Source organism: Dysgonomonas sp. Marseille-Q5470, from assembly GCF_951230145.1.
Taxonomy (GTDB): domain Bacteria; phylum Bacteroidota; class Bacteroidia; order Bacteroidales; family Dysgonomonadaceae; genus Dysgonomonas.
The window spans coordinates 19220-43344 of sequence record NZ_CATNVE010000002.1 but is presented as its reverse complement, the minus strand read 5'-3'; the positions used below and the strand labels follow the sequence as shown (position 1 = coordinate 43344).

Here is a 24125-nt window from a genome sequence, read left to right as displayed (position 1 = left end):
AGAATACACAGAATTATATCCATTTTTACAAAAACTAAACCTATGTTAAAATCACTAAAAACAGCACGTTTACTTTTTTTGTTGTGTACAGTAAGCACAGGGACAATCTATGCCGGGTCTGTAAAAGAAAATACAGAAATCAGCACTGTGTTCCAGGCCGAAAGATGTAACGGAATAGTAAAAGATGAAGCAGGAGAAACCATTATTGGAGCATCGATAGTTGTGAAAGGAACAACTAACGGAACTGTTACCGGTGTAGATGGAGATTTCTCATTGACCAACGTTAAAGTTGGAGACATTATCCGTATCAGCTTTGTGGGTTATATCCCTCAAGAAGTTAAATGGGACGGAAAACCATTAAACATTATCTTGAAAGAAGATTCTAAAGTATTAGACGACATTGTTGTAACAGCACTGGGCATCAAGAGACAACAAAGATCGTTAGGTTACTCAACTACGTCTGTAGGCGGCGATGAGTTTACCCAAGCCCGTGACCTCAATATCGGGAATGCCCTCTCGGGTAAGGTCGCGGGAGTTTCTGTTGCAGGAAATGCAACCGGAGCAGGAGGAAGCAGCCGTGTAGTAATTCGTGGAAACGCCTCTCTTACCGGAAACAACCAACCTCTTTATGTAATAGACGGTGTGCCATTCGACAATAGCAACTTGGGAAGTGCCGGCACATGGGGCGGAATGGATATGGGAGACGGACTATCCAACATCAGCCCCGATGATATTGCAAGCATCCAGGTACTGAAAGGTGCTGCGGCATCTGCCCTTTATGGATATCGTGGAGGTAACGGAGCCATCCTGATCACTACCAAATCGGGTAAAAAAGGACAGCCGGTAAGTATCGAATTCAACAATAGTCTGACATTTAATAAAATTTACGACTATCGTGATTTTCAGAAGAAATTCGGACAAGGAACCGAAGGTACTCGTCCCTTGTCGAAAGAAGATGCGATAAGCACTGAGACATCAAGCTGGGGAGCTCCACTCGACGGAGGTAAAGCAATTAACTTCTTAGGTAACGAATACAAATATTCGTACGTAGATAACTGGGACAACTTCTATCGCACCGGGGTTAACGATGCTACTTCACTTTCTGTAAGCGGTGCAGCAGATAAGATACTTTACCGATTTGGCGTATCCAATATGTACGACAAAGGTATTCTGCCTAATTCGTACATCAGCCAGCAAGGTATAAACATGAACACCACTTACGACATTACCTCTAAGATACAGTTGAGCGTAAATGCCAACTATGTATTTGAAAAATTCAAAGGACGTTCTAACCTATCGGATGGTAACGGAAACACGAATGCCTCGTTACTTTACCGTGCCAACTCGTTCGATGTACGCTGGTTGGAGCGTGGTGATGCCGATTCACAATGGGGATCTACAGCCGAAGGAAAAGAGCTGCTGGGAGGAGATAACGTATACTTCAACAACCCATACTGGCTACAATACAGAAAAACAAACGTAACAAACAAAAACCGTCTGACTGGCGGAATGACCCTGAAATATGATATCTTCGACTGGCTATATGCCCAGGGAGGTATTACACGCGATGGTTACAATATGGACTTCAAACAAGTTCAACCAATGGGTGCAGCTGCCGATCCGCAGGGTTTTATGACCGAATATTCTAAAAATTTCGCAGAAATAAACTTAAATTACCTCATCGGATTCAACAAAACATTTGGAGACTGGAGCACCAGCGCTACGTTTGGAGGGAACCGTCAACGCAATATCACCAAACAATGGATGGCTGATGGCGTTCGCCCATTCTTAGTACCGGGACTTGAATCGGTAAATAATGTAGGAAATCGCCCGATGACAAAAAGTTATATCGAATATCGTGTAAACTCAATCTATGCGACTGCCGATTTTGGATATAAAAACCAAATATTCTTGAATCTTACAGGTAGAAACGACTGGTTCTCGACACTGAACCCTGACAACAATAGTTACTTCTACCCTTCTGTAGGTGCATCATGGGTATTTACTGATACATTTGCTTCTAAAGGAGCTTTAGAATTTGGTAAACTACGTGTAGCCTATGCCTCAGCGTCCAACGGAACAAGTCCGTATCAGACACTACTGACCTACAAACTGAATGATTATATCATAAACGGGCTTAACAACGGAACCATCAATAATGATGTTTATCCCAATCCGAACCTGAAACCTGTTCGCATCTCTGAGTGGGAAGCTGGATTGAATCTATCGTTCTTCAAAAACCGCTTGTCTTTCGATATGGCTTTCTACAATAAAACCACAAAAGACGATATTGTTACCATAAGCACCAGTAGCGCTTCGGGCTTCAACTCTACAATAATGAACGTAGGTGAAATCAGAAACAACGGTTTCGAATTTATGGTAGATGCGGTTCCTGTACAAACGAAAGACTTTATGTGGAATTCTACTTTCAATATCTCTTACAACGATAGTAAAGTAAAATATCTGGGAGAGAACCAAGGGAAACTGGTAGAGGCGATAGGTATTGCAGGTGCTACATCACGTAGCGGAAACGTATCTATTCAGAATGTTTTGGGCAGACCGTACGGCGAACTGGTAGGTTACAAGTACAAGAGAGTAGACGGACAGATTGTTTACAAAGACGGAGTTGCTCAGCGTTCAGACGAACTTCACAATCTGGGATCAGGTGTTTATAAACTAACGGGAGGATGGCGCAACCAGCTAACATACCGAGATTTTACACTTTCGTTCTTATTAGACTTCAAATTCGGAGCTAAACTATTCTCAGGAACAAATTATTCATTATACAGCAATGGACTTCACAAGAATACACTTGAAGGACGTGGAACTGACGGAAAAGGAACAATCGTAGGTGACGGAGTTATGCTCTCGGGAGACAAATATGTGCCAAATACTGTAGCCGTATCTGCCGAAAAATACTGGCAGGCAATAGCGTCGAACAGTATCGCCGAAGAATTTATCTACAATGCTAGCTTCATCAAGCTTCGTGAACTGTCTATCGGATACACTTTTCCTAAATCGATATTAGGCAACAAAACAGTAAAAGGGTTATCAGTTTCCTTAGTAGGACGCAACCTTTGGACTATCTTAAAACATACCGACAACATCGATCCGGAGGCTGCATACAACAACTCTAACGGTCAGGGATTGGAGCTAAACGGATATCCGGCTACCAGAAGTATCGGTTTTAATGTAAACGTTAAGTTTTAACCTAACAAAACACAGAAATAATGAAAAAAAGAATTCTATATATATTCGCAGCAGCTTGCCTTATGGGGGCAACTACTAGCTGCAATGACTTTGGAGATGTAAATATCGATCCCGAACACCTAAACCAAGGTAATATGGATTACAGCCTTGTATTTACACAAGTACAATCGCAGATAGCTGGGTCTGACTGGGATATCTGGAGAAACTCTGTTATATACGCTGCCAATATGATACAGCATACCTCTTCGGCAAGAAGCCGCTACGGAGTGTTCTACACTTGGTCGGAAGGTTACAACGCCGCTTATTGGGATGGCTATTATACAGGGGGAAGAGCCGCTATCAGAAATGTGGTGGATGTAATGGAAAACTGGAAAGAAAAACCCAAATATGCAAACGAGTATCAGTATGCACGTGTGATGAAAGCATATATGTTTCAACGTATGACCGACTTGTATGGAGATGTTCCTTACTTCGAGGCCGCACGCCCTAGCGTCACCGGTTATCCGAAATACGACACTCAACAGGCTATTTACGACGACCTATTAAAGGAAATGGATGAAGTGAATACGGCGTTGAAAGCCAACATCTCAAATGCAGGCTCGTTCAAGGCTGACGTTATTTTCAACGGAGACTCTGAGAAGTGGCGCAAGTTTGCCAATTCATTGATGCTTCGTGCTGCAATGCGCTTATCGAAGGTGGATGCCGAAAAAGCTAAAACATGGGCAACAAAAGCGTTGGCGAATGGTTTGTTTGACAGTGCAGCAGATAATGCGATACTAAAACATTCGGATGCAGTAGTTACAAACGACTCTGCCGAACCATTCGGAAAAATTCATTCCAACGAAGATGCAGGAAAATATTACATCAGCGAATTTTTCATCGATGAACTAAAGGCAACAAAAGACCCTCGTATTCACCTCATTGCTACTAAAACAACAAACCCGAGAGCCAAATGGGCTGAAGGCTTCGACTTCGGAAACAGTACCAATAGCGACGAACTGATAGGATTCCCTATCGGGTATGAGCAAGGAACAACGACATGGGGTATCCAAAAAGAGCAAAAAGTTCGTCCATTCTTCCCTGACTACATAGACCCTGATAAGATATCTGATCCGAAAGAAAAGGAAAATGCAATAAAAGCAAATGCGGAAAAATGGAAAGACTGGGAAAGCATCTGTGCGTTTCCTAACCGTCTGACATACTCTCGCCCGGATGTACCTTCGGTATTGATTACTTATACCGAAAACAACCTGCTGTTGGCTGATGCTGCTGCACGTGGATTTATTCCCGGAGGAGAAGCAAAAGCTAAAGAATATTTCGAAAAAGGAGTGAAAGCGGCTATGGAGCAGTTTACACTTTACCCTGCGGCTAAAACATTGTATGATATTTACCTGACATCAACAAATGTGGATAAATACCTAACAGATGCATTGAATAGATTTGATGCCAATCCGCTAAAAGAAATTAATTGGCAGTACTACATCACTACATTTGGTGACGAATACGAAGCATTTGCCAACTGGCGTAGAACAGGATACCCTGAAATAAAATCAGTGTATGCTGCACCGCACAATCGTCCGGCTTATACCAATAGTATCAGTACAGAGATACCTCGCCGCTTTACCTATCCAAGCAACGAGTCTCAATACAACGCTACTAATTACGATCAGGCTGTAAGCCGCCTATCGGATGGAGATAAAATGACCTCTCGTGTATGGTGGGATAAACAATAAGGCTTACTACTAACTATTTATAAACGAGTAAAAAAGGAGCTGTTCTTAAAAGAGCGGCTCCTTCTTTTTTGCCCAAAAGCCCACACTCAGGCTAAAAAAAGTCATATTGCAACACAAACAAAAGAAGACTAAACAATTACACTACAATATCTTATCACGAGTCACATCCTACAAAAAGTCATATCCAGGCTTACACCACCCTTATTTCCAGACAATTATTACTAATTTCAAGACACATAAAATTCTATGTTTAACGCTAAATTAAGTTATCATGAAAAAAGCTTTGTACACATTAATCGCTGTTTTTGTATTTACACTTACATGCAGTAGTCTGAAAGCCCAGTCAGTCGACGTATTTTTCACAAATGACAAGCTGAGTTCTGACAAATCGAAAGTGACTGCTGATGTTTATAGCAGCCAGCCATCAACTGTTATTTTCGAATTGAGAACAAGCAAGCATCCTTCTTTTTCGTACAGTGCAGCCGGATATAAAGTGATAGATTGGTCAAATTATATGAGTTGCTATGTGCCCAATACGAGTACAATGATTACTTACATGACTGTAAATCTGCCTCAGGGTTACTCTCCTATCGAAATCTATTTAACGAATTACCCTACAGTAATAATGCTACTCAGCAAAGTAAACGGAGTTGCAGCTAGTACCCGCCCAATTGTTTTCGCAAATTATTATTGAAATTTACTCATAAAACAAGATCAAAAGCGTCTGAATATTCAGGCGCTTTTTTATTTCCGACTCTACGCTGCAATTTTATTATCACTACAAAAACATTACCTTTGCAATCTATCCTAAAACATTATGACAAAAGCTATTTTTTTTGATATAGACGGCACGTTATTAAGTTTCAAAACACACTCGGTTCCACAATCTACAATCGATGCTATCAACGAAGTAAAGAGACAAGGCATCAAGGTTTTCCTTGCCACAGGTCGCTTGAGAAAGCAGATACAAAATCTGGGAGGCTTGGAGTTTGATGGCTTTATAACCGTAAACGGAGCGTATTGTGTAACTACCGATCATGATGTTATATTCAAAAAGCTGATCCCCAAAGAAGAGCTGAAATCGCTGATCGAGTATCAACAAAACGAGGTGAAATTTCCTTTAGCCTTCATGCTCAACGAAGGTTCGTTTGTAAACTATATAGACAGCAATGTAGAAAAGATAGCTAACCTTGTGAAGGTAAATGTGCCTCCTGTAAGAAATCTTGAGGAACTGATAGATCAAGAGGTTCTACAAGTAAACCTGTATGTAGACCATGCGTTGGAAAAAAGAATAATGAACGAAGCATTGGTAAGTTGCCATGCCAGCCGATGGCATCCTACATTTGCCGATGTAAATATCAAGGGGATAAACAAGAGCACAGGGATAGACAAATTTCTCGAACATTTCAGCATCCATAAGTCCGAAACGATGGCTTTCGGCGATGGAGGCAACGATATAGAAATGCTTCGCCACGTAGCTATCGGCATAGCGATGGGAAATGCCGGCGACGATGTAAAAGCTGCTGCCGACTACGTTACCGACAACATAGACGATAATGGCGTTGCAAACGCATTGAGGCATTTTGGGGTAATAAAGTAAAAAGAGGCGAAAATCCCTTCCACCTCTTTTCAAACCTAAAATCACCTAAATTCAGGAAATACTGTTCCTAGTTATTTAGACAAGGAATTGCATATCTCCAAATTCACCTTTTTTACGCGTGGTTCGTCCACTTTTATTTCTTTTCTATCGTATGTAATGAAGCCGTTTACCTCGCCTTCCACATCCGTAGTCTGGGTGTAGACAGCAGCAGAGAAACCGGCTTTGATAAGCTTTTTCAACTGTTCGGCATACTTCACATATTCGTCTGTCACTTCTTTGGCATTCTTAAACTGAACGTATCCCCAGTTTTTGTCAGTTTGCCACAAGTGATTCTGAAGCGGAAGACCTATCCCTCCATACTCTCCAAGCACTGTAGGACGTTCGGCATCGTAGAGATACATGTCAGGGCCCGGATAATTGTGCAAGTCGAGCATATCGCCTGTACGGTAGAAGTTACCGCCACTGGCAGGGTTTACAAGGCGCGAAGGATCATACGCTTTTGTCCATTCGGCAATCTCCTGTGTTTTGAACTGCCCCCATGCTTCGTTGAACGGAACCCACACAGCGATAGAAGGATAAGAGATCAGATAATCCATAATCGCTTTCCACTCCTGACGATAGTTTGCTTCCGACTCGGCACTACGAATCAGCTCCGATCCTTTGAAGTAATCTCTGTTTTGCCACTGTGGCGAACGGTCTCCGTTAGGCATATCCTGCCATACCAATATACCCAGACGGTCGCAATGTGTGTACCAGCGTGCAGGCTCTACCTTCACGTGCTTGCGTATCATATTGAATCCAAAGTCTTTCGTTTTCTGTATGTCATACACCAAAGCCTCATCGGTAGGTGCGGTATATAGTCCGTCGGGCCACCAACCCTGATCGAGCGGGCCAAACTGGAAGTAATCTTTATTGTTGAGTTGCAAACGCATAATGCCATTATCGTCACGCTTGAACGAAACCTTACGCATGGCCGTATAGCTCTTTACCTTATCCTGTGCTTTGCCTGCGCTATATAGTGTTACCTCTACATCGTACAAGAACGGACTTTCGGGCGACCACAATTTAGGATCGGCGATAGGCAATTCGAGCGTCTGTCCCGCAACGGCTTTTCCCGAAGCTACTGTCTGTCCTTTATCTTTTACTACTACCTCTACAACATCTGAAGATGAAGCATTTTCCGCACACACATCGAATGCTATTTTCTTCGTATCGAGGCAAGGTATAGCCTTAATGTTCGCAATATGTTTGTTATTCACCGGCTCTAGCCACACTGTTTGCCAGATACCCGACACAGGCGTATACCATATACCGTGAGGGTCTTTGTGTTGCTTGCCCACAGGCTGATAGCCGTCTGTGGTAGGATCCCAAACCTTTACAACCAATTTTTGAGCACCCGATGTAAGGAAAGGAGTAACATCAAAGCTGAACGGAGTATATCCGCCCTTGTGTGTACCCACTTTTATATCGTTAACAAAAACCTCAGTCTTCCAGTCTACCGCACCAAAGTGAAGGATCACATTCTTACCCTTCCACGACGATGGTACAGAAAAAGTACGCTTGTACCAAAGTTCGTTTTTTGCTCCAAGTTCCTTTTGCACTCCCGACAGGCTCGACTCTACAGCAAACGGAACAAGTATCTGTCCGTCGAAACTGCGAGGTTCGGCTTGTCCGATGGGTAAGATTGCATATTCCCAAAGTCCGTTTAGGTTCGACCACTCGGCACGCTCCATTATCGGACGCGGATACTCGGGCAATACGTTTTTGGGATCGAGCGATTCTGCCCATTTTGTTTTTATCTTATCTCCCGCAGGTTTCCATTGGGCAAAAAGACCAATACTGGTGACGAATAATATTAACAATAAAAAATTCTTCTTCATGTCTTATATTTTGAGTTAATGATTTCTTCTAGAATAATGCTTATTCTATAAAAATTAGCGATATGTTATGTTATTCTTCGTGTAGTGAGAGAAAGAAAACTTTCCTCTTTCTTTACTTCCCGAACGAAGCTTATGTTCTGGGCTCGCTTCGTCCGGGGCAGTAAATACCAATCATTAATTAGGTTGCAATCTCCTATCTATTACAATCACTATATCTTTAAAACACAGGCTTATCTGCCGAAGAAGACGGTTTGCCTCCCTCTATATAAGGCCATGAATTGTTATCCCATTTTACCTGATCGAGCAGTAGCATACGCCCATCGGGGTGGTTAAGGTCTACGCCATGATACAATATCCAGTCATTACCTGCCTTGTCCTGTACTATTTCGGAGCAATGTCCGTTGCCTACAAAGTGGGAGCTTTTGCTTATGACCACCGTATAGCCATTGTCCATCATATCCTTGCCTGTTTTATCCACATAAGGGCCAAACAACGACTGTGAACGACCAACAACAAGCTCGTACGTACTGTTTGCACCTTCGCAGCAACTACCGATAGAAGCAAACATGTAGTAATAATTTCCTCTCTTGTGGATATATGTTCCCTCAAAGGCTGTTCCGGCTATTTGTTTTTTCTGCGCTCCTTCTTTTACCGACAGTCCGTCGTCGCTCAGCTCTATGGCATAGATACCACGGAAGCTGCCCCAAAAGAGGTATTTCTTGCCTCCTTCTTCGATATAAAACTGGTCGATGGAATTCTGAACGCCGATCTCGTTGCTTCTAAAAAGCTTTCCTTTGTCAGTGAATGGTCCTTCGGGCTTGTCGGCAACAGCTACGCCAATGCCACACGTCCACTCGCCACCCCATACCGACATGGAGTAGTACAGCACATATTTGCCGTTGATGTAATTAATATCAGGCGCCCACAAACCTCCGTTGGGCTCGAAGGTGGGGCGTGTAGCATCCGTAAATGCCGTTCCTAAAAATGTCCAGTCTACAAGATTATCCGATCTGTAGATAGGAGTATTTCGTGTATTCTCTGTTGCATACAAATAAAAATGTCCATCCTGTGCCTTTATGATTGTTGGGTCGGGCAGGCTCAGAGCCACTACAGGATTTGTATATTTCTGATTTGGAGTTACAGGTTCTTCTTTTTCAGAACTGCTACATGCATTACATCCCGTTGCCACAAGCAACTGTATAATGAACATATATGTAAAAATTTTCTTCATGGTATTATTCGAATTTTATTGCATTATCTTATGACATGCTTTTCGTAGCGTTCTGCACTGCTAAGTTAGCATGCCAAGAATAAAAGATAGGTATACTTTTCAACCAAAAGAGTATCAAAATAAGCCAAATTCGGCCTTTGACTAGTTTTTATTACTATTTGACCGATTTTTATCATTAGCGCCACTCTCCTTTAAGGCTCGTATATTGAAGTTTAAGATGGGCGGGGAATTTGTTCCCTGCCCATTGTTTTTATTTTTTCTTCGGATTAAAATACGTCTCTACTCTGTCGGGGCTCAGCATTTGCCAAAGAGAAGCTACAGTCCAGCCGGGAGCAAAGATGTCGTTATAAAATCCTTTTCCGTTTTTGCCATAGTCCCAGTTGGTATGCTGTACTACTTCGGGATAATAACCCACCTTGCCGATATTGAACATGTGTCCTTTTACAGGCATTAGTTGCAGCATAGAGCTTTTTATTACCGACGAAAACTGTGAGAAACGGGGTTCGTTGCGTTCTTTGGCTAGCCAATCGAGCACAGTTGCAAATTCGAAGATGAAGACATCCACATGGTTGTTCTCTACCGAGACATTGCCCCATCCACGCGATTTGAAGCCCACATCACCCAGCATCTGCCCTTGAGCAAAAGGCACATCCCACATATAGTACCACGACAAGCTAAAGTATGCCGCCTTCTTAGAAAGGTCGATGTAACGATCTCTTTCTTTTGGGGCAGAAGCCATTGCCAGATAATACATGGCTGTGGATGCGTATAGCGACGCTTCTTTGTCTTCACAGTTGGCATCGAGCGTAGAAGAGAAGTAATCAGCTTTGGATATCAGCTCTTTTTCGAGATATACAGCCGTACGTTTTGCACTCTCCATATATTCCTTGTTCTTGAAGTAGGTATAAGCCATCGTAAGAGGTAAGGTTGCCGATGGGGTACTGCCTCCCGAAGGGTCGGTAACACGGAATTGGTCGTCAAACTTACGAGGAAAGCTACCGTCTTGTCCTTGCAACTTTTGGAAATTAGCAAGCAGTGTTTTTATCTTGGCTTCCCACTCAGGGTGCTTGCGTCCTTGCTTCTTTTCGTAGTTGAGATAATTAAGGATAGCAAATGCCCCTTCCGACTGACGGCGAATGCTGTATATATCTGTTTCGTTGTTGTGACTATAATCTACAAACTCACGGAAAAATCCGTTTGGAGTAAAACCATGCTTTAGGTAACTGTCGAACACCGAGTTTGCTTTATTTATTAGGTCGGTATTGTTGGTTTGCTCGCCATATTCCAACGCATTGAAGGCATTGAGCAATACACGCCCTACAAATCCTACCTCAACCGAGCCGGTGCTTTCGCAATCATCGGTACGCATGTGTACTCCTGAGAAATATTTGAGATCGTATTTGTTTACATAACTCTCTGTAAAGAAGTTAGACAAAACTCGTTTTGCTTCGGCAGTGCTCATCGCATCAGTATATACCTGCGGGCGATATGTATCGTAAGAATAGTTCCACACATCGGCTACAAAAGCAGAGTAGTCGGCAGCTTTGCCTTTACGAATCTCCCATACTAATTGGCGGGTTTCTCCTTTCTCTAGCTTTTCGAATGCCTGAACAGCAGGAGCCAACGTCAATTTGCGGATGTATGTTTTTGGTGCTTCGCTATATGGGAATCCGAAAACAAGGGCTGTAGTACCCCCTACATTACGGAATCCGGTGAAGCCAAGCGAAGTTTTATCGGTAAGGATAATTTCGCCTGCACTATGAGTAGCCAAGCTTTCGTTTTCGAATTTATCGAGACGTACGACTGTATAGAAGTCGCCTGTTTTGTCGCTATAGATACCCGTTAGCGGTGTGCTCAGGCGGTCTTCACGTACCTGCCAGCTGTCGCTTGTAGCAAACGAAGGAGCCTCTTTTGGAGAACGCATATTACGGTGATACCAAAATCCGGGCATCAAAAACTGACAATCGGCATGCTGCATTGTCGATAGTTTACATACTTCTTCGAAGTTGTAATAAACAAGGTCTGTAGCTCGCAGTGTGACAGTGATACGTGTTGCAGAGCCGTGTTCCTCCTTTTGCTGCCTGATCTCTATCGGCAAAAGCTGCGAGGCTTTCAGGTAGCCCGAAGCATCTTCGGTAAGGGTATACGACTCTGCCGGATTTCCGGGCGATTTTAATGTAATCTTATACTCCGATTGTACTTCCTGCGCATCTATCATTGCGCAAGAAAACAGGAGTAAGACAACAGAAAGCAATCTCTTTTTCATTATATTTTAAGTTTTATTTGGTTGTCGTTTCATTCTTGTATCTGCTTATCATATTTTCATCTTTACTGTCATCCTGAACAAAGTGAGGAATCTCTTGCCTCATTAGGCGTTAATACTGTTCGTTCTTCTTGTTTTATTCGTTCTTTCGGATTTGCAATCCGAAAGCTGTTTGTTTTAGCGGATTTAAAATCCGCCGTAAAAATTTTCGGATTACAAATCCGAAAAAACAAGTGATGGACGGTATACTTCGTTATTCAGCATCACAAAGTGTTGCAAGCATTAATTTAACAAACTTACTTTCAGCCATGTATTCGGTTTATTTTCTTCGCTATTTGCGAGCATTTCTTTGTAACCATTTACGGCATCGCTATAGGCTGATAATCCCAATGCTAATCTTAAGTCTTTGCCACTGCCAGACTTTATATACTTCTTAGGAATGATGATCTTCAGATCGTAACCTTTATCATTAGTAGAGGAAACTGCCTGCACATCACTTGCCATTTTGGTATGCCACACCCCCTTTTTCAGTTCACTTACTTCTGTATTACCCTGATAGCTGCACCATACTCTCATCGACTCCATTCCATCGCTGAGATAAACATATACACCATCAGAATCAGAGTTTTGCAAACCATATAATTTATTATCATTAACCTTGCATTCGACATACAGGTTTTCCTCGTCTGTGCCTAATCCCGCACGAAGGTTTGTTTCGCCCTTTGCCCCTACAAACAAGGGATAAGTGGTAATATCTTTTGTAGCAACCTTTAGTTCAGGAATAATATATCCCTTGATAAGCCAAGGCGCTACCTCTTTGGAGTTAAAATTGGATGAAGCAAAAGCCACAACCGTATTTTCGTCCCACAGTGCCAAAGAGTTCCATTTTGCCTCTTTATCGAGCGGCACATCGAAAGGACGTGTTCGTTTCGTGAAATTGCGAGCGGACTTATCTCCTATCGCTACTTCGAGTGTGGAGTATTCCCAGTCGGAGGCTCGTTTTTCGTTTGTCTGATACGAAATCAAAGTTTCGCCTGTAGGGAGTTTAAGCAGATAGGGAGCACCCATATATACCGAATTGTCTATCTTCTCAGCAAGGGCGTATTCTCTGTGTGGAGAGTCTGCCAATACAGGTTTCACCCAATTATCTTTCAGTTTTGTACGCACTGTGTATGGTTTAAAGCGGTCTACGTTGTTATCTTCTATAACCACTACTATTTCGTCGCCCAATATTCGGGCTACCGGCATACCATCACGCCTGTTTTTGCGGAAAGATACCATTTGGGCATCGCTCCATGTAGCTCCATTGTCGGCAGATCGAAGCAGGGATATCTCCTGTTCGTCGGATTGCTGATACGGATTTTCATTTGCAAAATATATCTGAACCTCCCCGTCGGGCAATTGCAGGAACGAGGGTTCCCAACATCCATCGTTGAAACGTGGAGCTGCATTGTATAGCACCTGTGCCGGCAGCCATGTAGCTCCGTTGTCGGTGCTGCGCCTTATCACAATGGAGTAAGGTGCTATTTCGGGCTTTGCAGGGCGATAGTTGCAAGCGGCAATAATGTCGCCATTCTGCAACTGTGTGATCTCTGCGTTTGCAATATTCACTATTGTAGATTCTCCATCTTTGCCTTGATAAGTAAATCGGGGGAATACGGTTACCGCAGACGACCATGTGTGTCCTTCATCGTAGCTACGGCGAAATTCCACACTACCTGTTCGTGTTTCAAAGATGGCAATCAACGAATTATCCTGCATCCTGAGCAAGCGTGGATAACCTCCCCGCTCGGCAAGCTGCTGCATGGAACTGTAGTCCCAAGCTATGCGAATACCATCTACCGTACTTTCGATCTCTTCTTCGGGAGTATTCTTTGTCTCCGACTGACAGGCAGTGAAAGACAACAATACGGATAAGAATAAAGCTGTATATTTCATTATAATACTTTTATAAACTCATTTGTAATCTTTTGCGCTTTGGGACGAAAGAATAATCTCGAGTAATTATTTTAAACTACCTATATCACAAATAAGAGAATATCTGATAGTAAAGTTTCTTCATTTTACACTGAGGCAAAATGAAGAAACTGTCCAAAAAATTATCTGGCAACTTTAGGGCTAATAATATCTCCTGTAATTTTCATTACCGGCACAGCATCGTCCGTAAAGCTTACATCTGCAATGTACATAGCACGTGGATGAATGCTATCTTTGGAGTGATGCGCATGGAATACTATTTTAAGCTGACCCGCTTTGTCGCGGAACATGGCGCTATGCCCTACCCCTACAAGGCTGTCTGGCTTTTGCAAAATAGGATTCTTTTCATACTTTGTCCAAGGTCCCATCGGGCTGGTAGCTGTAGCAAAGCCTACGCCATAAAACGGACTTTCGTAGCTGTTTGCCGAATAGGTGAGATAGTAAATCCCCTTGTGCTTGGTTATAAATGCACCTTCGTTGACACGTGGCCATACTTCTTCCCATGCTTGCGAAACGTTGATACACTTGGTCAGCGTCTCGGTTTTGATGGTCTTCAGATCGCTTTCGAGTTCGGCTACCCATATATTCAGACCATCGTTGAAACGGTCGAAATAAAGATATGGTTTACCGTCGTCGTCTACAAAGAGAGAGTTATCTATACATTTTTCGTCTGCCATCATCGGCTCTTTTACATCCTGTACAAAAGGTCCGAGCGGCGAATCGGCTGTCGCTACGCAAATATGCTCGTCGGCAGAATAGTACATAAAGAATTTGTTCTTTTCTTTAATATAATATACCTCGGGAGCCCAGAACCAACGGTCGGCCCACGAGTCTTTTTTGTCGAGAGCAAGAACGGGTTCTTTTTTCCATGTCAGCAAATCGTCGGATGTGTACACTTCTATTCCATTCTCGGCATTGGTTCCGTAAGCATAGTATACATTGTCGTACAACATAATAAACGGATCGCCCAATGGTACAGGGTTTTTATATTCAAAGTCGGTCTTTTCGCTGCTGCCGCAAGACAAGCAAACAAAAGAAACCAGCAGGAATACAATAGCTTGTAATTTTTTCATTCTATTCTGTTTTATGATTTCCCCCTTCTTATTAAGAATAGAGAAAATATTTTTTTGATGAAGCTGCTCGGGAGAGCAGCCTCATCAAATACTCATATTAATAATTAGGATTTTGATCAATATTCGGGTTGTTATTAGCCTCATCGGATGGGATAGGCAAACAATTGTGACGACCAATAACAAAATTTTGTATCCATTTTTGCTCTTTTTCATCCCAGCGAGCGAAATCAGCATCTCTTAACTTCAACTCATCGATACCTGCCTGATTGTCGAGCAATCCCCAACGTTTGATGTCAGCCCAACGATGCCCTTCGGTAGCGAGCTCAAGCACACGTTCCATTTGCAGACGCTTGAGGAATGTATCCTTATCGGTGGTTGCCGCAGGGTGGTTTACCGACAGTTTAGGCATATTGGCTCTGGCTCGTACTCTGTCTACTTGTGCTACTGCTGTAGAGAGGCTTCCGCCTGACTGAACAATAGATTCGGCATACATCAAAAGTACATCGGCAAAACGAATCAGTCTTACGTTGGTAGGATTGTGATAATCATCATAATCGCGATAATAGTCTGAGCCATACTTGCGGAAGAATACACGTCCTTTCCAGTTGTTTTGACCCCATGTAGCAGCATTACTTGTATACTTATAAATCCTCTCGTTATTGGTAAAATCCGCCTCTTGTCCTTCATAGAAAGCTGTATATCTGAGACGTATATCGTAACCGCTACTCAAGTCTTTTTCTTTCTTAAACTCTGTTACCAGCCAAGGACGAAGCTCGCCGTCAGTCCACCCGATACCGGGAGGTGCGAAGAATTGTCCACGGTTCAATCCCAAGTTTGGATCTACATCAAAGTCACCATCTCCGGCAGGAGCCTTGTGTGCATCAGAATATTGTATTTCGAATACCGATTCTATATTATTCTCTTTATCCTTGTTGAAGTTATCAAAATAATTTGTTGTCAGGTCGTAATACTTCTTGCCTTCGCCTTCTACCAGCCAACTCAAATCTGTCTTGGCTTCGTTCCATTGATGTAGCTGCATATAACATTTTGCTCTGAAAGCCAATGCCGCACCTTTGGTCGCACGTCCTTTGTCGTTGTCACCCCATACTTCCGGCAACACTTTTTGCGCTTCTGTAAAATCATTGATAGCCTGCTGATATACCTCAGCTCCAGTATGTCCTTCGGGTTGCATACCCGGTGTAGAAGGTTCGAGCACGATAGGCAGACTCTTGTTGGTGCTACCCCATAGCAAAGCCAGGTTGTAGTAATATAATCCGCGAAGAAAATATGCCTGACCCAGAATCTGATTTTTGTTGTTCTCGTCGGCGAATGTTATATTCGGCACATAGTACAAAACCTGATTAGCTCTGAAAACAGCCTCGTAACAGTCGCGGTACGTCCATGCGTTACCTTCCCAGAAGTTATAATTATTGTATCTGAAGTCAGTCCACTCTTTCAACTCTGCCCATGGGCTCTGGCTAAAACCTTCATCGGAAGTAAGGTCTAAGCGGAACCACATCCAACGGCTATATGTGCCGGGCTTGTAAAACATATTGTATACAGAGTTTACTCCGTACAATGCATCTTTTTCTGTCTTCCAGAAGGTAGCAGTTGTGATCGTATTGGGATTCTCTACATCCACATCACAAGCACTGAATAAAAATACAGTGAATAATATATATATAAGTTTTTTCATTGTTTTGGTATTTTTAGATTAGAATGATACTTGTGCTCCAAAAGTTACCCCACGAGGATTAGGGAATGACCCGCCATCGTAGCTGCGATCCCAGATATTCGTATTCAGGAATTCAGGATCAAGCCCCTTGTATGATGTAAATGTGATTAGATTTTGAGCATTCACATACACACGAATACCACTGAATACTTCACCCAATAGAGATTTTGGAAGATTATATCCCAAAGCCATTTGTTTTACTCTCAAGTAGCTTCCGTTTTCTAACCAGCGATCCTGATTGCCGCGCACGTTGCGAGAATCGGCGTAGATAGGACGTGGATCTTTTGCGTTCGGATTGTCGGGAGTCCAAGGGTCGTAGTCGGCACGATAGTTCGAGTTGTCGTCAAACCTGTCGTAAGCACTGCGAGGTCCGTTGAATGATTTATGTCCGAATGCACCTGAGAACTGCAACTGAAGATCAAATCCTTTGTATTCGAAGCCCCAATTCATCCCCAATTGGAATTTTGGCAAAGTAGAGCCGCAATATTGTCTGTCGGCATCGGTAATCATACCATCATCGTTGGCATCGATAAATCTCACATCACCCGGTCTGGCATTTGGCTGTATCAGTTTGCCTTCACTATTTTTGTGAGCTTGTACCTCTTCTTCGGAGCGGAACAAACCATCGGTTTTGATCAAATACCACTCTCCGATAGGGTGTCCTACTTTCGACTTCGTATCCCACTGTGTAAACTCTGTACGTCCATATCCTAATTCTTTAATCTTATTCTTAAGGAAAGATCCGTTTACGTTGAAACTATAGCCAAAGTCTTTACCAATCTTGTCGCGCCATGTAGCCGATACCTCAATACCTGTATTCTGCAAGGTAGCTGCATTTACATTCGGGTTACCGCCATTGTTACCGGTTACCATTAGTATTTGCATCGGAGTCAGCACGTCTTTTGTTTCCTTCATAAAGTAGTCTACCGATATCGCTAATTTGTTGTTCAGCAAAGCGGCATCGAATCCGGCATTGATTTGCGAAAGTTTTTCCCATTTCAAATCGGCATTGGCTAATTTGATTTGAGTCATACCTGTTTGTACAGATTGTCCTGTACCAAACACCGCCTGAGGGAATACGGTAATAAATGAAACCCAATCCCACACACCTATATTTGAAGTACCCAGCACTCCATAGTTCGCTCTTAGCTTCAGATCATCTACCCATGGCACATCGAAAAAGCTTTCTTTACTGATTCTCCATCCTGCCGATACAGAAGGGAAATATCCTACTCTGTTGCTAGGTGAGAATTTTGAAGACTCGTCTCTACGCATTGTAAAGCTCATGAGATATCTGTCGTCATAATTGTAATTGATTCGTCCAAATACGGAGAACAATTTCTGCAAGTCTTTATAGTTACCTGTCTTAGGATTAGATAGTGCTGCATCGAGATTATCAAAGTAGTTGTTTCCCGTCATGAGCACATCATTCTTTGTACCCCAGATTTGCTCATAAGTAGAAGTCTGGTAGCTTATACCCAATACGGCAGAGATATCGTGCTTATCGAATTTCTTATTGAATTCTAATGTATTATCGAATACGAATCCTTGATATTGAGCCTGATTTTTATTTAGTGAAGAAGGATCGTATGGCTGATTGTATGTCCAGTAACCTTCTTTACGTAGGTATTTATGCTTATCGTTGCTAAAGTCGAATCCAAAATTGAAGCGATATTTAAACATCTTGAAAGCTTCCAGTTCAGTAAAAGTATTACCCCTGATACGCAAGTTGCTATTTGTTGTATTTTCAAAATCTTCTTTCGCAAACGGATTAGAACCGAAGGTAACATCACGGCTACCGTCACCAAATCCGTAACCACCCTTAGCTGCATTGTTAGAGTCGTGAATAGGGATGGTAGGCAACATACGGTATACATCTATAATCGGATTGGTATTCAGTTCATCTACTCCGAAGTGGCTTAGTACAATATTCTCGCCGATACGGAATGTTACATTATCGCCAAAGTTGCGTGACGCTGAAGTATTGGAACGCAATGTGAAACGCTCGCTCTTAGCCCCGATTGTAGTACCCGAATTGTGCTGATAGTTACCCGAAATAAAGTAACGGCTGTCTTTTGTTCCTCCCGAGAAGGAAATATTATGGTCTTGTACAATACCGGTTTTGAATACTTCTTCCTGCCAATCGATATTACCTTCAAAGTGGTTTGCCGGAGCTTTGCCGCCATTGGCAAAAGCAAGGTCGTTGAGCTGAATCCATTGGTCGCGGTTTGTAAGATTATATTTAGGCAACCACTGGAGTGTCATACGCGAAGATACATCGATCTTCATCTTGCCTTCTTTCCCTTGCTTGGTGGTAATGATGATAACACCATTTCCCGCGCGCGAGCCATATATAGCTGCTGCCGAAGCATCTTTGAGCACCTGAATACTTTCTATATCGTTGAAGTTGAAGTCTCGGTTGGCTCCCGAAACGATACCATCCACTACATACAGCGGCTGACTGTCTCCCAACGTACCTGTACCACGAATCTCTACCTTTCCTTCGCTACCCGGATTTCCGGCTGTACGTACAGTCAAGCCCGGAAGTGTACCCAGAGCATCGCCCACAGTACCGGTTACGATCGTGTTTTTCATTTCAGTCGGATTGAATACCGAAACAGCTCCTGTAAGGTCTGCCTTCTTGATGGTTTGATACCCGATCACGACTACCTCTTCCAAGCGTTTATCGTCGGTAGCCAGTGATACATTTATAGCAGGCTGTCCTGCATAAACAACCTCCTGCGGTGTCATTCCCACAAGGGAGAACACCAAAGTCTGATTTCGAGATACCTCGATAGAATAATTACCGTCAACATCAGTGATAGTGCCCCTTGTTGTACCTTTGATACTGACACTCACTCCGGGAAGCGGATCGTTGATATCATCCACAACCTTTCCCTTTACCTCCACATTCTGCCCATAAACTGCTAATGAACAGACCGCAAACAGTAGAAATAAAATTCTTTTTAACATGTTTCTAGATTTTGGTTTTTTATAATTAGGTTAACTCATTATTTATGAGGATAAATAATAATTTCTTTCCTTTCTGGTATTTGATAAATGATTGTTGCCGTACTCTAGTGGCATTACACAATAATAGAGAGGCATTAAGATAGTCTTTACTTCATGGTTTGATTTTTAATAGGTTTTTCTGATAAATCAAAGTTACAGGAGAGCGAACAAAAGCAAATGTACTTTTCAACTAAAAAAGTGTAAAAAACAGTCCAGACGCGTAATTGCTCAATTATTACAAGTATTTGGTTATTTTTTACCACAAAATAAGCTTCCCGAAGAGTTCGTATGTTCGCAGATATACTGTATTTTTACAAAAATGAAAAACAGAAGACTACTTTTCACCATTTTTCTGACCGTTTTTTATACCATAAATCTATTTGCTCAGGAAAATTCCAATTTTCACTTCCGTAAGATTCAGGTAGATGACGGGCTCTCGGAAAACGCCGTGTACTGTATCCTACAGGACTCGAAAGGCTTCATGTGGTTTGGAACCAAAGACGGGCTCAACCGATACGATGGAGATAACTTCCGCATATTCAGAAAAAACAATCACAACAACCAGTCTTTGGGCAACAATTTTATCCGTTGCATTGCCGAAGGAAAAGAAAACATACTCTATGTAGGTACAGATGCCGGACTATACAGAATGGATATGACCGACGAGAGTTTTGCGAAGATAAATACCAAGACCACCAACGGCATAGAAGTTACATCAGCCGTAAATGCATTGTATATAGACAAAGACGGCAATCTGTGGATAGGGACAATGGCGCAAGGCATATTTATGTACAACCCTGCAAAAAAGACACTGAAAGCCATAGAGATAGAGAAATACAGGCTGGGGCTGAACGCTACATGGTCTATCGTAACCGACAAATCGGGATCGATATGGGTAGGTACAAGGCTGGGGCTGCTCAGGTACAACCCCGACAAAGGCAAGCTGGAAGCACCCGAAGACATGTTTAGTATACAAGACAATTCGCAAAACGAAATACTTTGCATGCTCGACGACAACAAGGGCAATCTGTGGTTGGGCACGTGGGACGATGGCATCAGGCTGTTCAACAAGCAAACCAACGAATACACTTCGTTCTTCGGGCTGGGATCTAAGTCGTATTATATTACGCACGTGCGCTCTATATTCCAATATACCGACAACTCGCTGCTTATCGGTTCCGACGACGGGCTATACCTCTTTAATACAGACACCAAGTCGATAAAACGGCTCGATGCCCCTCAGGTGAAATACAGCCTCAGCGACCAAAATGTGTACTCGATAGCCAAAGACAAGGAGAACGGGATATGGATAGGCACTTACTTTGGAGGAGTAAACTATCTGAATACCTCGCTGCTGAATATAGAGACTTACTACCCCGATGTTTTGCACAACCTGCTATCGGGAAAGGCGGTCAGCCAGTTTTTGGAAGACAACTTATCCAATATCTGGATTGCCACAGAAGACGGCGGGCTCAATTACTTCGACACCAAGACAAAGGTATTTTCGCAACCCGTAAAAACCTCTTACCACAACACCCATGCCCTGATGATGGATGGCGATAACCTGTGGATAGGTACATTTTCGCGCGGCATAGACATATATAATACACGCAGCCATTCGCTCGTCAACCACCGAAGCAATATCAGGGACGAAAGCACGCTGAATGACGACTGTATCTTCTCGCTCTATAAAACCAAGAATGGAGATATATACGCCGGTACACCTGTTGGGTTGAATAAGTTTGACCGAAGCAATAACAGCTTTAAGCGTATCCCCGAGGCCTTCGGTTTCATATACGACATGAAGGAAGACGACTACGGCAACCTGTGGGTGGCAACATACGGAAGGGGTGCGATAAAACTGGATATGACTCGCAACAAATGGGTACACTACGACACGATACAAGGGCGCAGCAACCCCATTGTAGGCAGCAAGCTAACGAGCATACATATCGACAATACGAAGCGGGTGATATTCTCGAGCGAAGGGCGTGGCATTTTTATCTACGACTACAAAACGGATAACTTCAAAAACATATCGGAAGACGACGGCTTGCCTAACAATGTGATTTACGGCGTGCTCGACGACCCTTTTGGCAACCTCTGGGTAAGCTGCAACAAGGGGCTGGTAACCTTCAACACGTCCGATCCAAAAAGCCATCGGATATATAACAAAGCAGATGGGCTGCAAAGCAATCAGTTCAATTACAAGTCGAGCTACAAGACCAAAGACGGCAAGTTTTACTTCGGAGGGATAAACGGATTCAGTTGTTTTTACCCTAAAGACCTGAGCGAGAATAAAAACGGCATTATTCCATCCATAGAGATCACGCAGATACGTGTGTTGGGAAATATCACTGCCGAAAAGGAACAAGAGATACAAACCCGTCTGAATAAAAAACAGCGCATAAAATTGCCTTACAATCGTTCGTCGTTCACCATATCGTACGTTAGCCTCAGCTATATATCGCAAACTAAAAACCAGTATGCCTATATGCTCGAAGGAACGGACGAGGAATGGAACTATGCGGGCAACAACAAGAGCGTGACCTATGTAAACCTTTCGCCGGGCAAATACACCTTCAGGGTGAAGGCCTCGAACAACGATGGACTGTGGAACGAAACGGGCACAGCGATAGAGATAGAAATATTGCCGCCTTTCTGGTTGTCGATACCGGCACGGCTCGTTTATTTTGCGCTCGTTATATTCTTAATTTATATGTTGGTGTCGTATTATACAAAGAAAAGCAAGATAAAGCAGCAGAAACACCTCGAAGCTTACAAAGCCGAACAGGAAACACTTGCCTTCAAATCGAAAATCGATTTCTTTACCACCATTGCGCACGAGATACGCACACCGCTAAGCCTTATCAGCGCACCGCTCGAAGAGGTGATTTCGTCGGGCGAAGGCAGCAAGGAGACTCATCAGAACCTTTCGATGATAGAGAAAAACTGCGACAGGCTGACGGTGCTCATCAATCAGTTGCTCGATTTCCGTAAGATGGATTCGACTAAATATATCGTAAATCCCGAAACAATAAACCTTAGCGAGCATATCAGCGAACTGTATGAGCGATTTAAGAAAACGGCCCAGAACAAAAAGATAGACTTTGAGCTGCACATGCCTGCCCAACCTATAATAGATGTAATATCCGATCCGGATGCGCTGACCAAAATAATAGGTAACCTGCTGACCAATGCGTTGAAATTTACCCGAAGCAAGATTATCCTTACTCTTATACCGAACAGTGATAAGACGTATACCGTCACTGTAGAAGACAATGGGCGAGGCATATCCGACAATCATAAAGAACTGATATTCGACCCTTTCTATCAGGTACAGCAAGACGACAGCAAGGTAGGTACAGGCATCGGGCTTTCGCTGGTGAAGCATTTGGCTGAGATACTGAAAGGAAAGATTGAGGTAAAAGACAGCAAAACTGGTGGCGCATTGTTTGCGTTCACTTTCTCTGATATATGCAAAGAGTTTTCTATCGACCAAAGTGAAACGGCAAGTAGTGAAAGTATCTCCTTCGAGGATGGAGGACTAGCAACAATCAACGGCAAGAACAGCGTGCTTGTGGTAGACGACAATCCCGAGATGATACAATTTATAAAAAACAGCCTACAGAACGAATATACAGTAGATACGGCACTGAGTGCTACCGAAGCTTTGAAACTGCTCGAAGACAAGAGCTTCGATCTCATCGTTTCGGATATTATGATGCCCGGCATCGATGGTATATCCTTTACCAAGCGACTGCGAGCCGATCTCAACTACAGCCATATACCGGTGATACTGCTATCGGCAAAGACCGAAAATACGGCGAAGGTAGAAGGACTGTTATCGGGGGCTGATGTGTTTATAGAAAAGCCGTTCTCGATATCGTACCTCAGAGCTCAGATAGCGAGTTTGCTGGAAAACAGGAAAGCGATACTCGAAGCGTTCAACCGTTCGCCGCTATCGTCTTATGCAAGCTTGGTAACCAATAAGGGTGACGAAACATTCCTCAACAAGCTGAACGAAGAGATAGAAAAACACCTCTCGGAAGAAACATTCACCGTGGAATCGCTAACCGATATACTGAGCATCAGTCGCTCCAACCTGCAACGCAAATTAAAGAGCATCAGTGGCGTGACTCCAGGCGACTACCTGCGCAATTATCGCCTAAAAAGAGCATGCAAACTTCTGCTGGAGACAGACATGCGGATAAATGAAGTGGCTTACTACGTAGGTTTTAACTCGGCATCGTACTTTACCAAGGCATTCTTCAAAAGCTATGGCATGTCTCCAAAGGAATTTGTAAATAAGATGAAGAGCGGGGAGTAATATTTTCGGTAGGAGATACATAATGAAAAAATATTACCTTCTTTTGTCATCCTGACAGAATAATAGTAAAAAATGCTTCTG

General features: G+C 43.0%; 12 protein-coding genes. 5 read left to right on the top strand and 7 right to left on the bottom strand.

The window, feature by feature from the left end:
* Positions 1-42: 42 nt before the first annotated feature.
* The 4 genes from QOX35_RS03425 to QOX35_RS03410 all read left to right on the top strand — a co-directional run bounded on the left by QOX35_RS03425 (position 43) and on the right by QOX35_RS03410 (position 6543).
* Positions 43-3210 (top strand): SusC/RagA family TonB-linked outer membrane protein, encoded by a 3168-nt coding sequence (locus QOX35_RS03425; protein ID WP_283685799.1) that lies wholly within the window; start codon positions 43-45, stop codon positions 3208-3210.
* 20 nt (positions 3211-3230) lie between these two features.
* Complete coding sequence (locus tag QOX35_RS03420; protein ID WP_283685798.1) at positions 3231-4943, top strand: SusD/RagB family nutrient-binding outer membrane lipoprotein; 1713 nt, start codon at positions 3231-3233, stop codon at positions 4941-4943.
* Positions 4944-5214: 271 nt separating this feature from the next.
* Positions 5215-5637 carry a hypothetical protein gene (locus QOX35_RS03415; protein WP_283685797.1) on the top strand — a complete coding sequence of 141 codons (423 nt, stop codon included), beginning with the start codon at positions 5215-5217 and terminating at the stop codon, positions 5635-5637.
* A 123-nt stretch (positions 5638-5760) separates the two neighbouring features.
* On the top strand, positions 5761-6543 hold the full coding sequence (locus QOX35_RS03410; protein WP_283685796.1) for a Cof-type HAD-IIB family hydrolase: 783 nt from the start codon (positions 5761-5763) through the stop codon (positions 6541-6543).
* A gap of 71 nt (positions 6544-6614) precedes the next feature.
* Here QOX35_RS03410 and QOX35_RS03405 read toward each other — a convergent pair whose 3' ends face one another.
* The 7 genes from QOX35_RS03405 to QOX35_RS03375 all read right to left on the bottom strand — a co-directional run bounded on the left by QOX35_RS03405 (position 6615) and on the right by QOX35_RS03375 (position 19675).
* Complete coding sequence (locus tag QOX35_RS03405) at positions 6615-8423, bottom strand: glycoside hydrolase family 2 protein (RefSeq protein WP_283685795.1); 1809 nt, start codon at positions 8421-8423, stop codon at positions 6615-6617.
* A gap of 217 nt (positions 8424-8640) precedes the next feature.
* The gene (locus QOX35_RS03400; protein WP_283685794.1) at positions 8641-9654 is read right to left on the bottom strand and encodes a family 43 glycosylhydrolase; all 1014 of its coding nucleotides are present in this window, start codon (positions 9652-9654) and stop codon (positions 8641-8643) included.
* 250 nt (positions 9655-9904) lie between these two features.
* Positions 9905-11872, bottom strand: a complete 1968-nt coding sequence (locus QOX35_RS03395; protein ID WP_502846756.1) for a hypothetical protein — start codon at positions 11870-11872, stop codon at positions 9905-9907.
* Between the two features lie 327 nt (positions 11873-12199).
* Positions 12200-13855: a sialidase family protein gene (locus tag QOX35_RS03390; RefSeq protein ID WP_283685792.1), complete on the bottom strand. Its 1656-nt coding sequence runs from the start codon at positions 13853-13855 to the stop codon at positions 12200-12202.
* A gap of 161 nt (positions 13856-14016) precedes the next feature.
* Positions 14017-14967 (bottom strand): glycoside hydrolase family 43 protein, encoded by a 951-nt coding sequence (locus QOX35_RS03385; protein WP_283685791.1) that lies wholly within the window; start codon positions 14965-14967, stop codon positions 14017-14019.
* Between the two features lie 97 nt (positions 14968-15064).
* Positions 15065-16663 (bottom strand): RagB/SusD family nutrient uptake outer membrane protein, encoded by a 1599-nt coding sequence (locus tag QOX35_RS03380; RefSeq protein ID WP_283685790.1) that lies wholly within the window; start codon positions 16661-16663, stop codon positions 15065-15067.
* Between the two features lie 18 nt (positions 16664-16681).
* Positions 16682-19675 carry a SusC/RagA family TonB-linked outer membrane protein gene (locus tag QOX35_RS03375; protein WP_283685789.1) on the bottom strand — a complete coding sequence of 998 codons (2994 nt, stop codon included), beginning with the start codon at positions 19673-19675 and terminating at the stop codon, positions 16682-16684.
* Positions 19676-20033: 358 nt separating this feature from the next.
* Between QOX35_RS03375 and QOX35_RS03370 the strand changes: the two genes are divergently transcribed.
* Positions 20034-24044 carry a hybrid sensor histidine kinase/response regulator transcription factor gene (locus tag QOX35_RS03370; RefSeq protein WP_283685788.1) on the top strand — a complete coding sequence of 1337 codons (4011 nt, stop codon included), beginning with the start codon at positions 20034-20036 and terminating at the stop codon, positions 24042-24044.
* The last annotated feature ends 81 nt before the right edge of the window (positions 24045-24125 follow it).

Bases quoted from the DNA above. Each gene is read 5' to 3' on its own strand.
- QOX35_RS03375 (WP_283685789.1), bottom strand. From the start codon at position 19,675: ATGTTAAAAAGAATTTTATTTCTACTGTTTGCGGTCTGTTCATTAGCA.
- QOX35_RS03390 (WP_283685792.1), bottom strand. From the start codon at position 13,855: ATGAAATATACAGCTTTATTCTTATCCGTATTGTTGTCTTTCACTGCC.
- QOX35_RS03405 (WP_283685795.1), bottom strand. From the start codon at position 8,423: ATGAAGAAGAATTTTTTATTGTTAATATTATTCGTCACCAGTATTGGT.
- QOX35_RS03420 (WP_283685798.1), top strand. From the start codon at position 3,231: ATGAAAAAAAGAATTCTATATATATTCGCAGCAGCTTGCCTTATGGGG.
- QOX35_RS03395 (WP_502846756.1), bottom strand. From the start codon at position 11,872: ATGATAGATGCGCAGGAAGTACAATCGGAGTATAAGATTACATTAAAA.
- QOX35_RS03425 (WP_283685799.1), top strand. From the start codon at position 43: ATGTTAAAATCACTAAAAACAGCACGTTTACTTTTTTTGTTGTGTACA.
- QOX35_RS03385 (WP_283685791.1), bottom strand. From the start codon at position 14,967: ATGAAAAAATTACAAGCTATTGTATTCCTGCTGGTTTCTTTTGTTTGC.
- QOX35_RS03400 (WP_283685794.1), bottom strand. From the start codon at position 9,654: ATGAAGAAAATTTTTACATATATGTTCATTATACAGTTGCTTGTGGCA.
- QOX35_RS03410 (WP_283685796.1), top strand. From the start codon at position 5,761: ATGACAAAAGCTATTTTTTTTGATATAGACGGCACGTTATTAAGTTTC.
- QOX35_RS03370 (WP_283685788.1), top strand. From the start codon at position 20,034: ATGAAAAACAGAAGACTACTTTTCACCATTTTTCTGACCGTTTTTTAT.
- QOX35_RS03415 (WP_283685797.1), top strand. From the start codon at position 5,215: ATGAAAAAAGCTTTGTACACATTAATCGCTGTTTTTGTATTTACACTT.
- QOX35_RS03380 (WP_283685790.1), bottom strand. From the start codon at position 16,663: ATGAAAAAACTTATATATATATTATTCACTGTATTTTTATTCAGTGCT.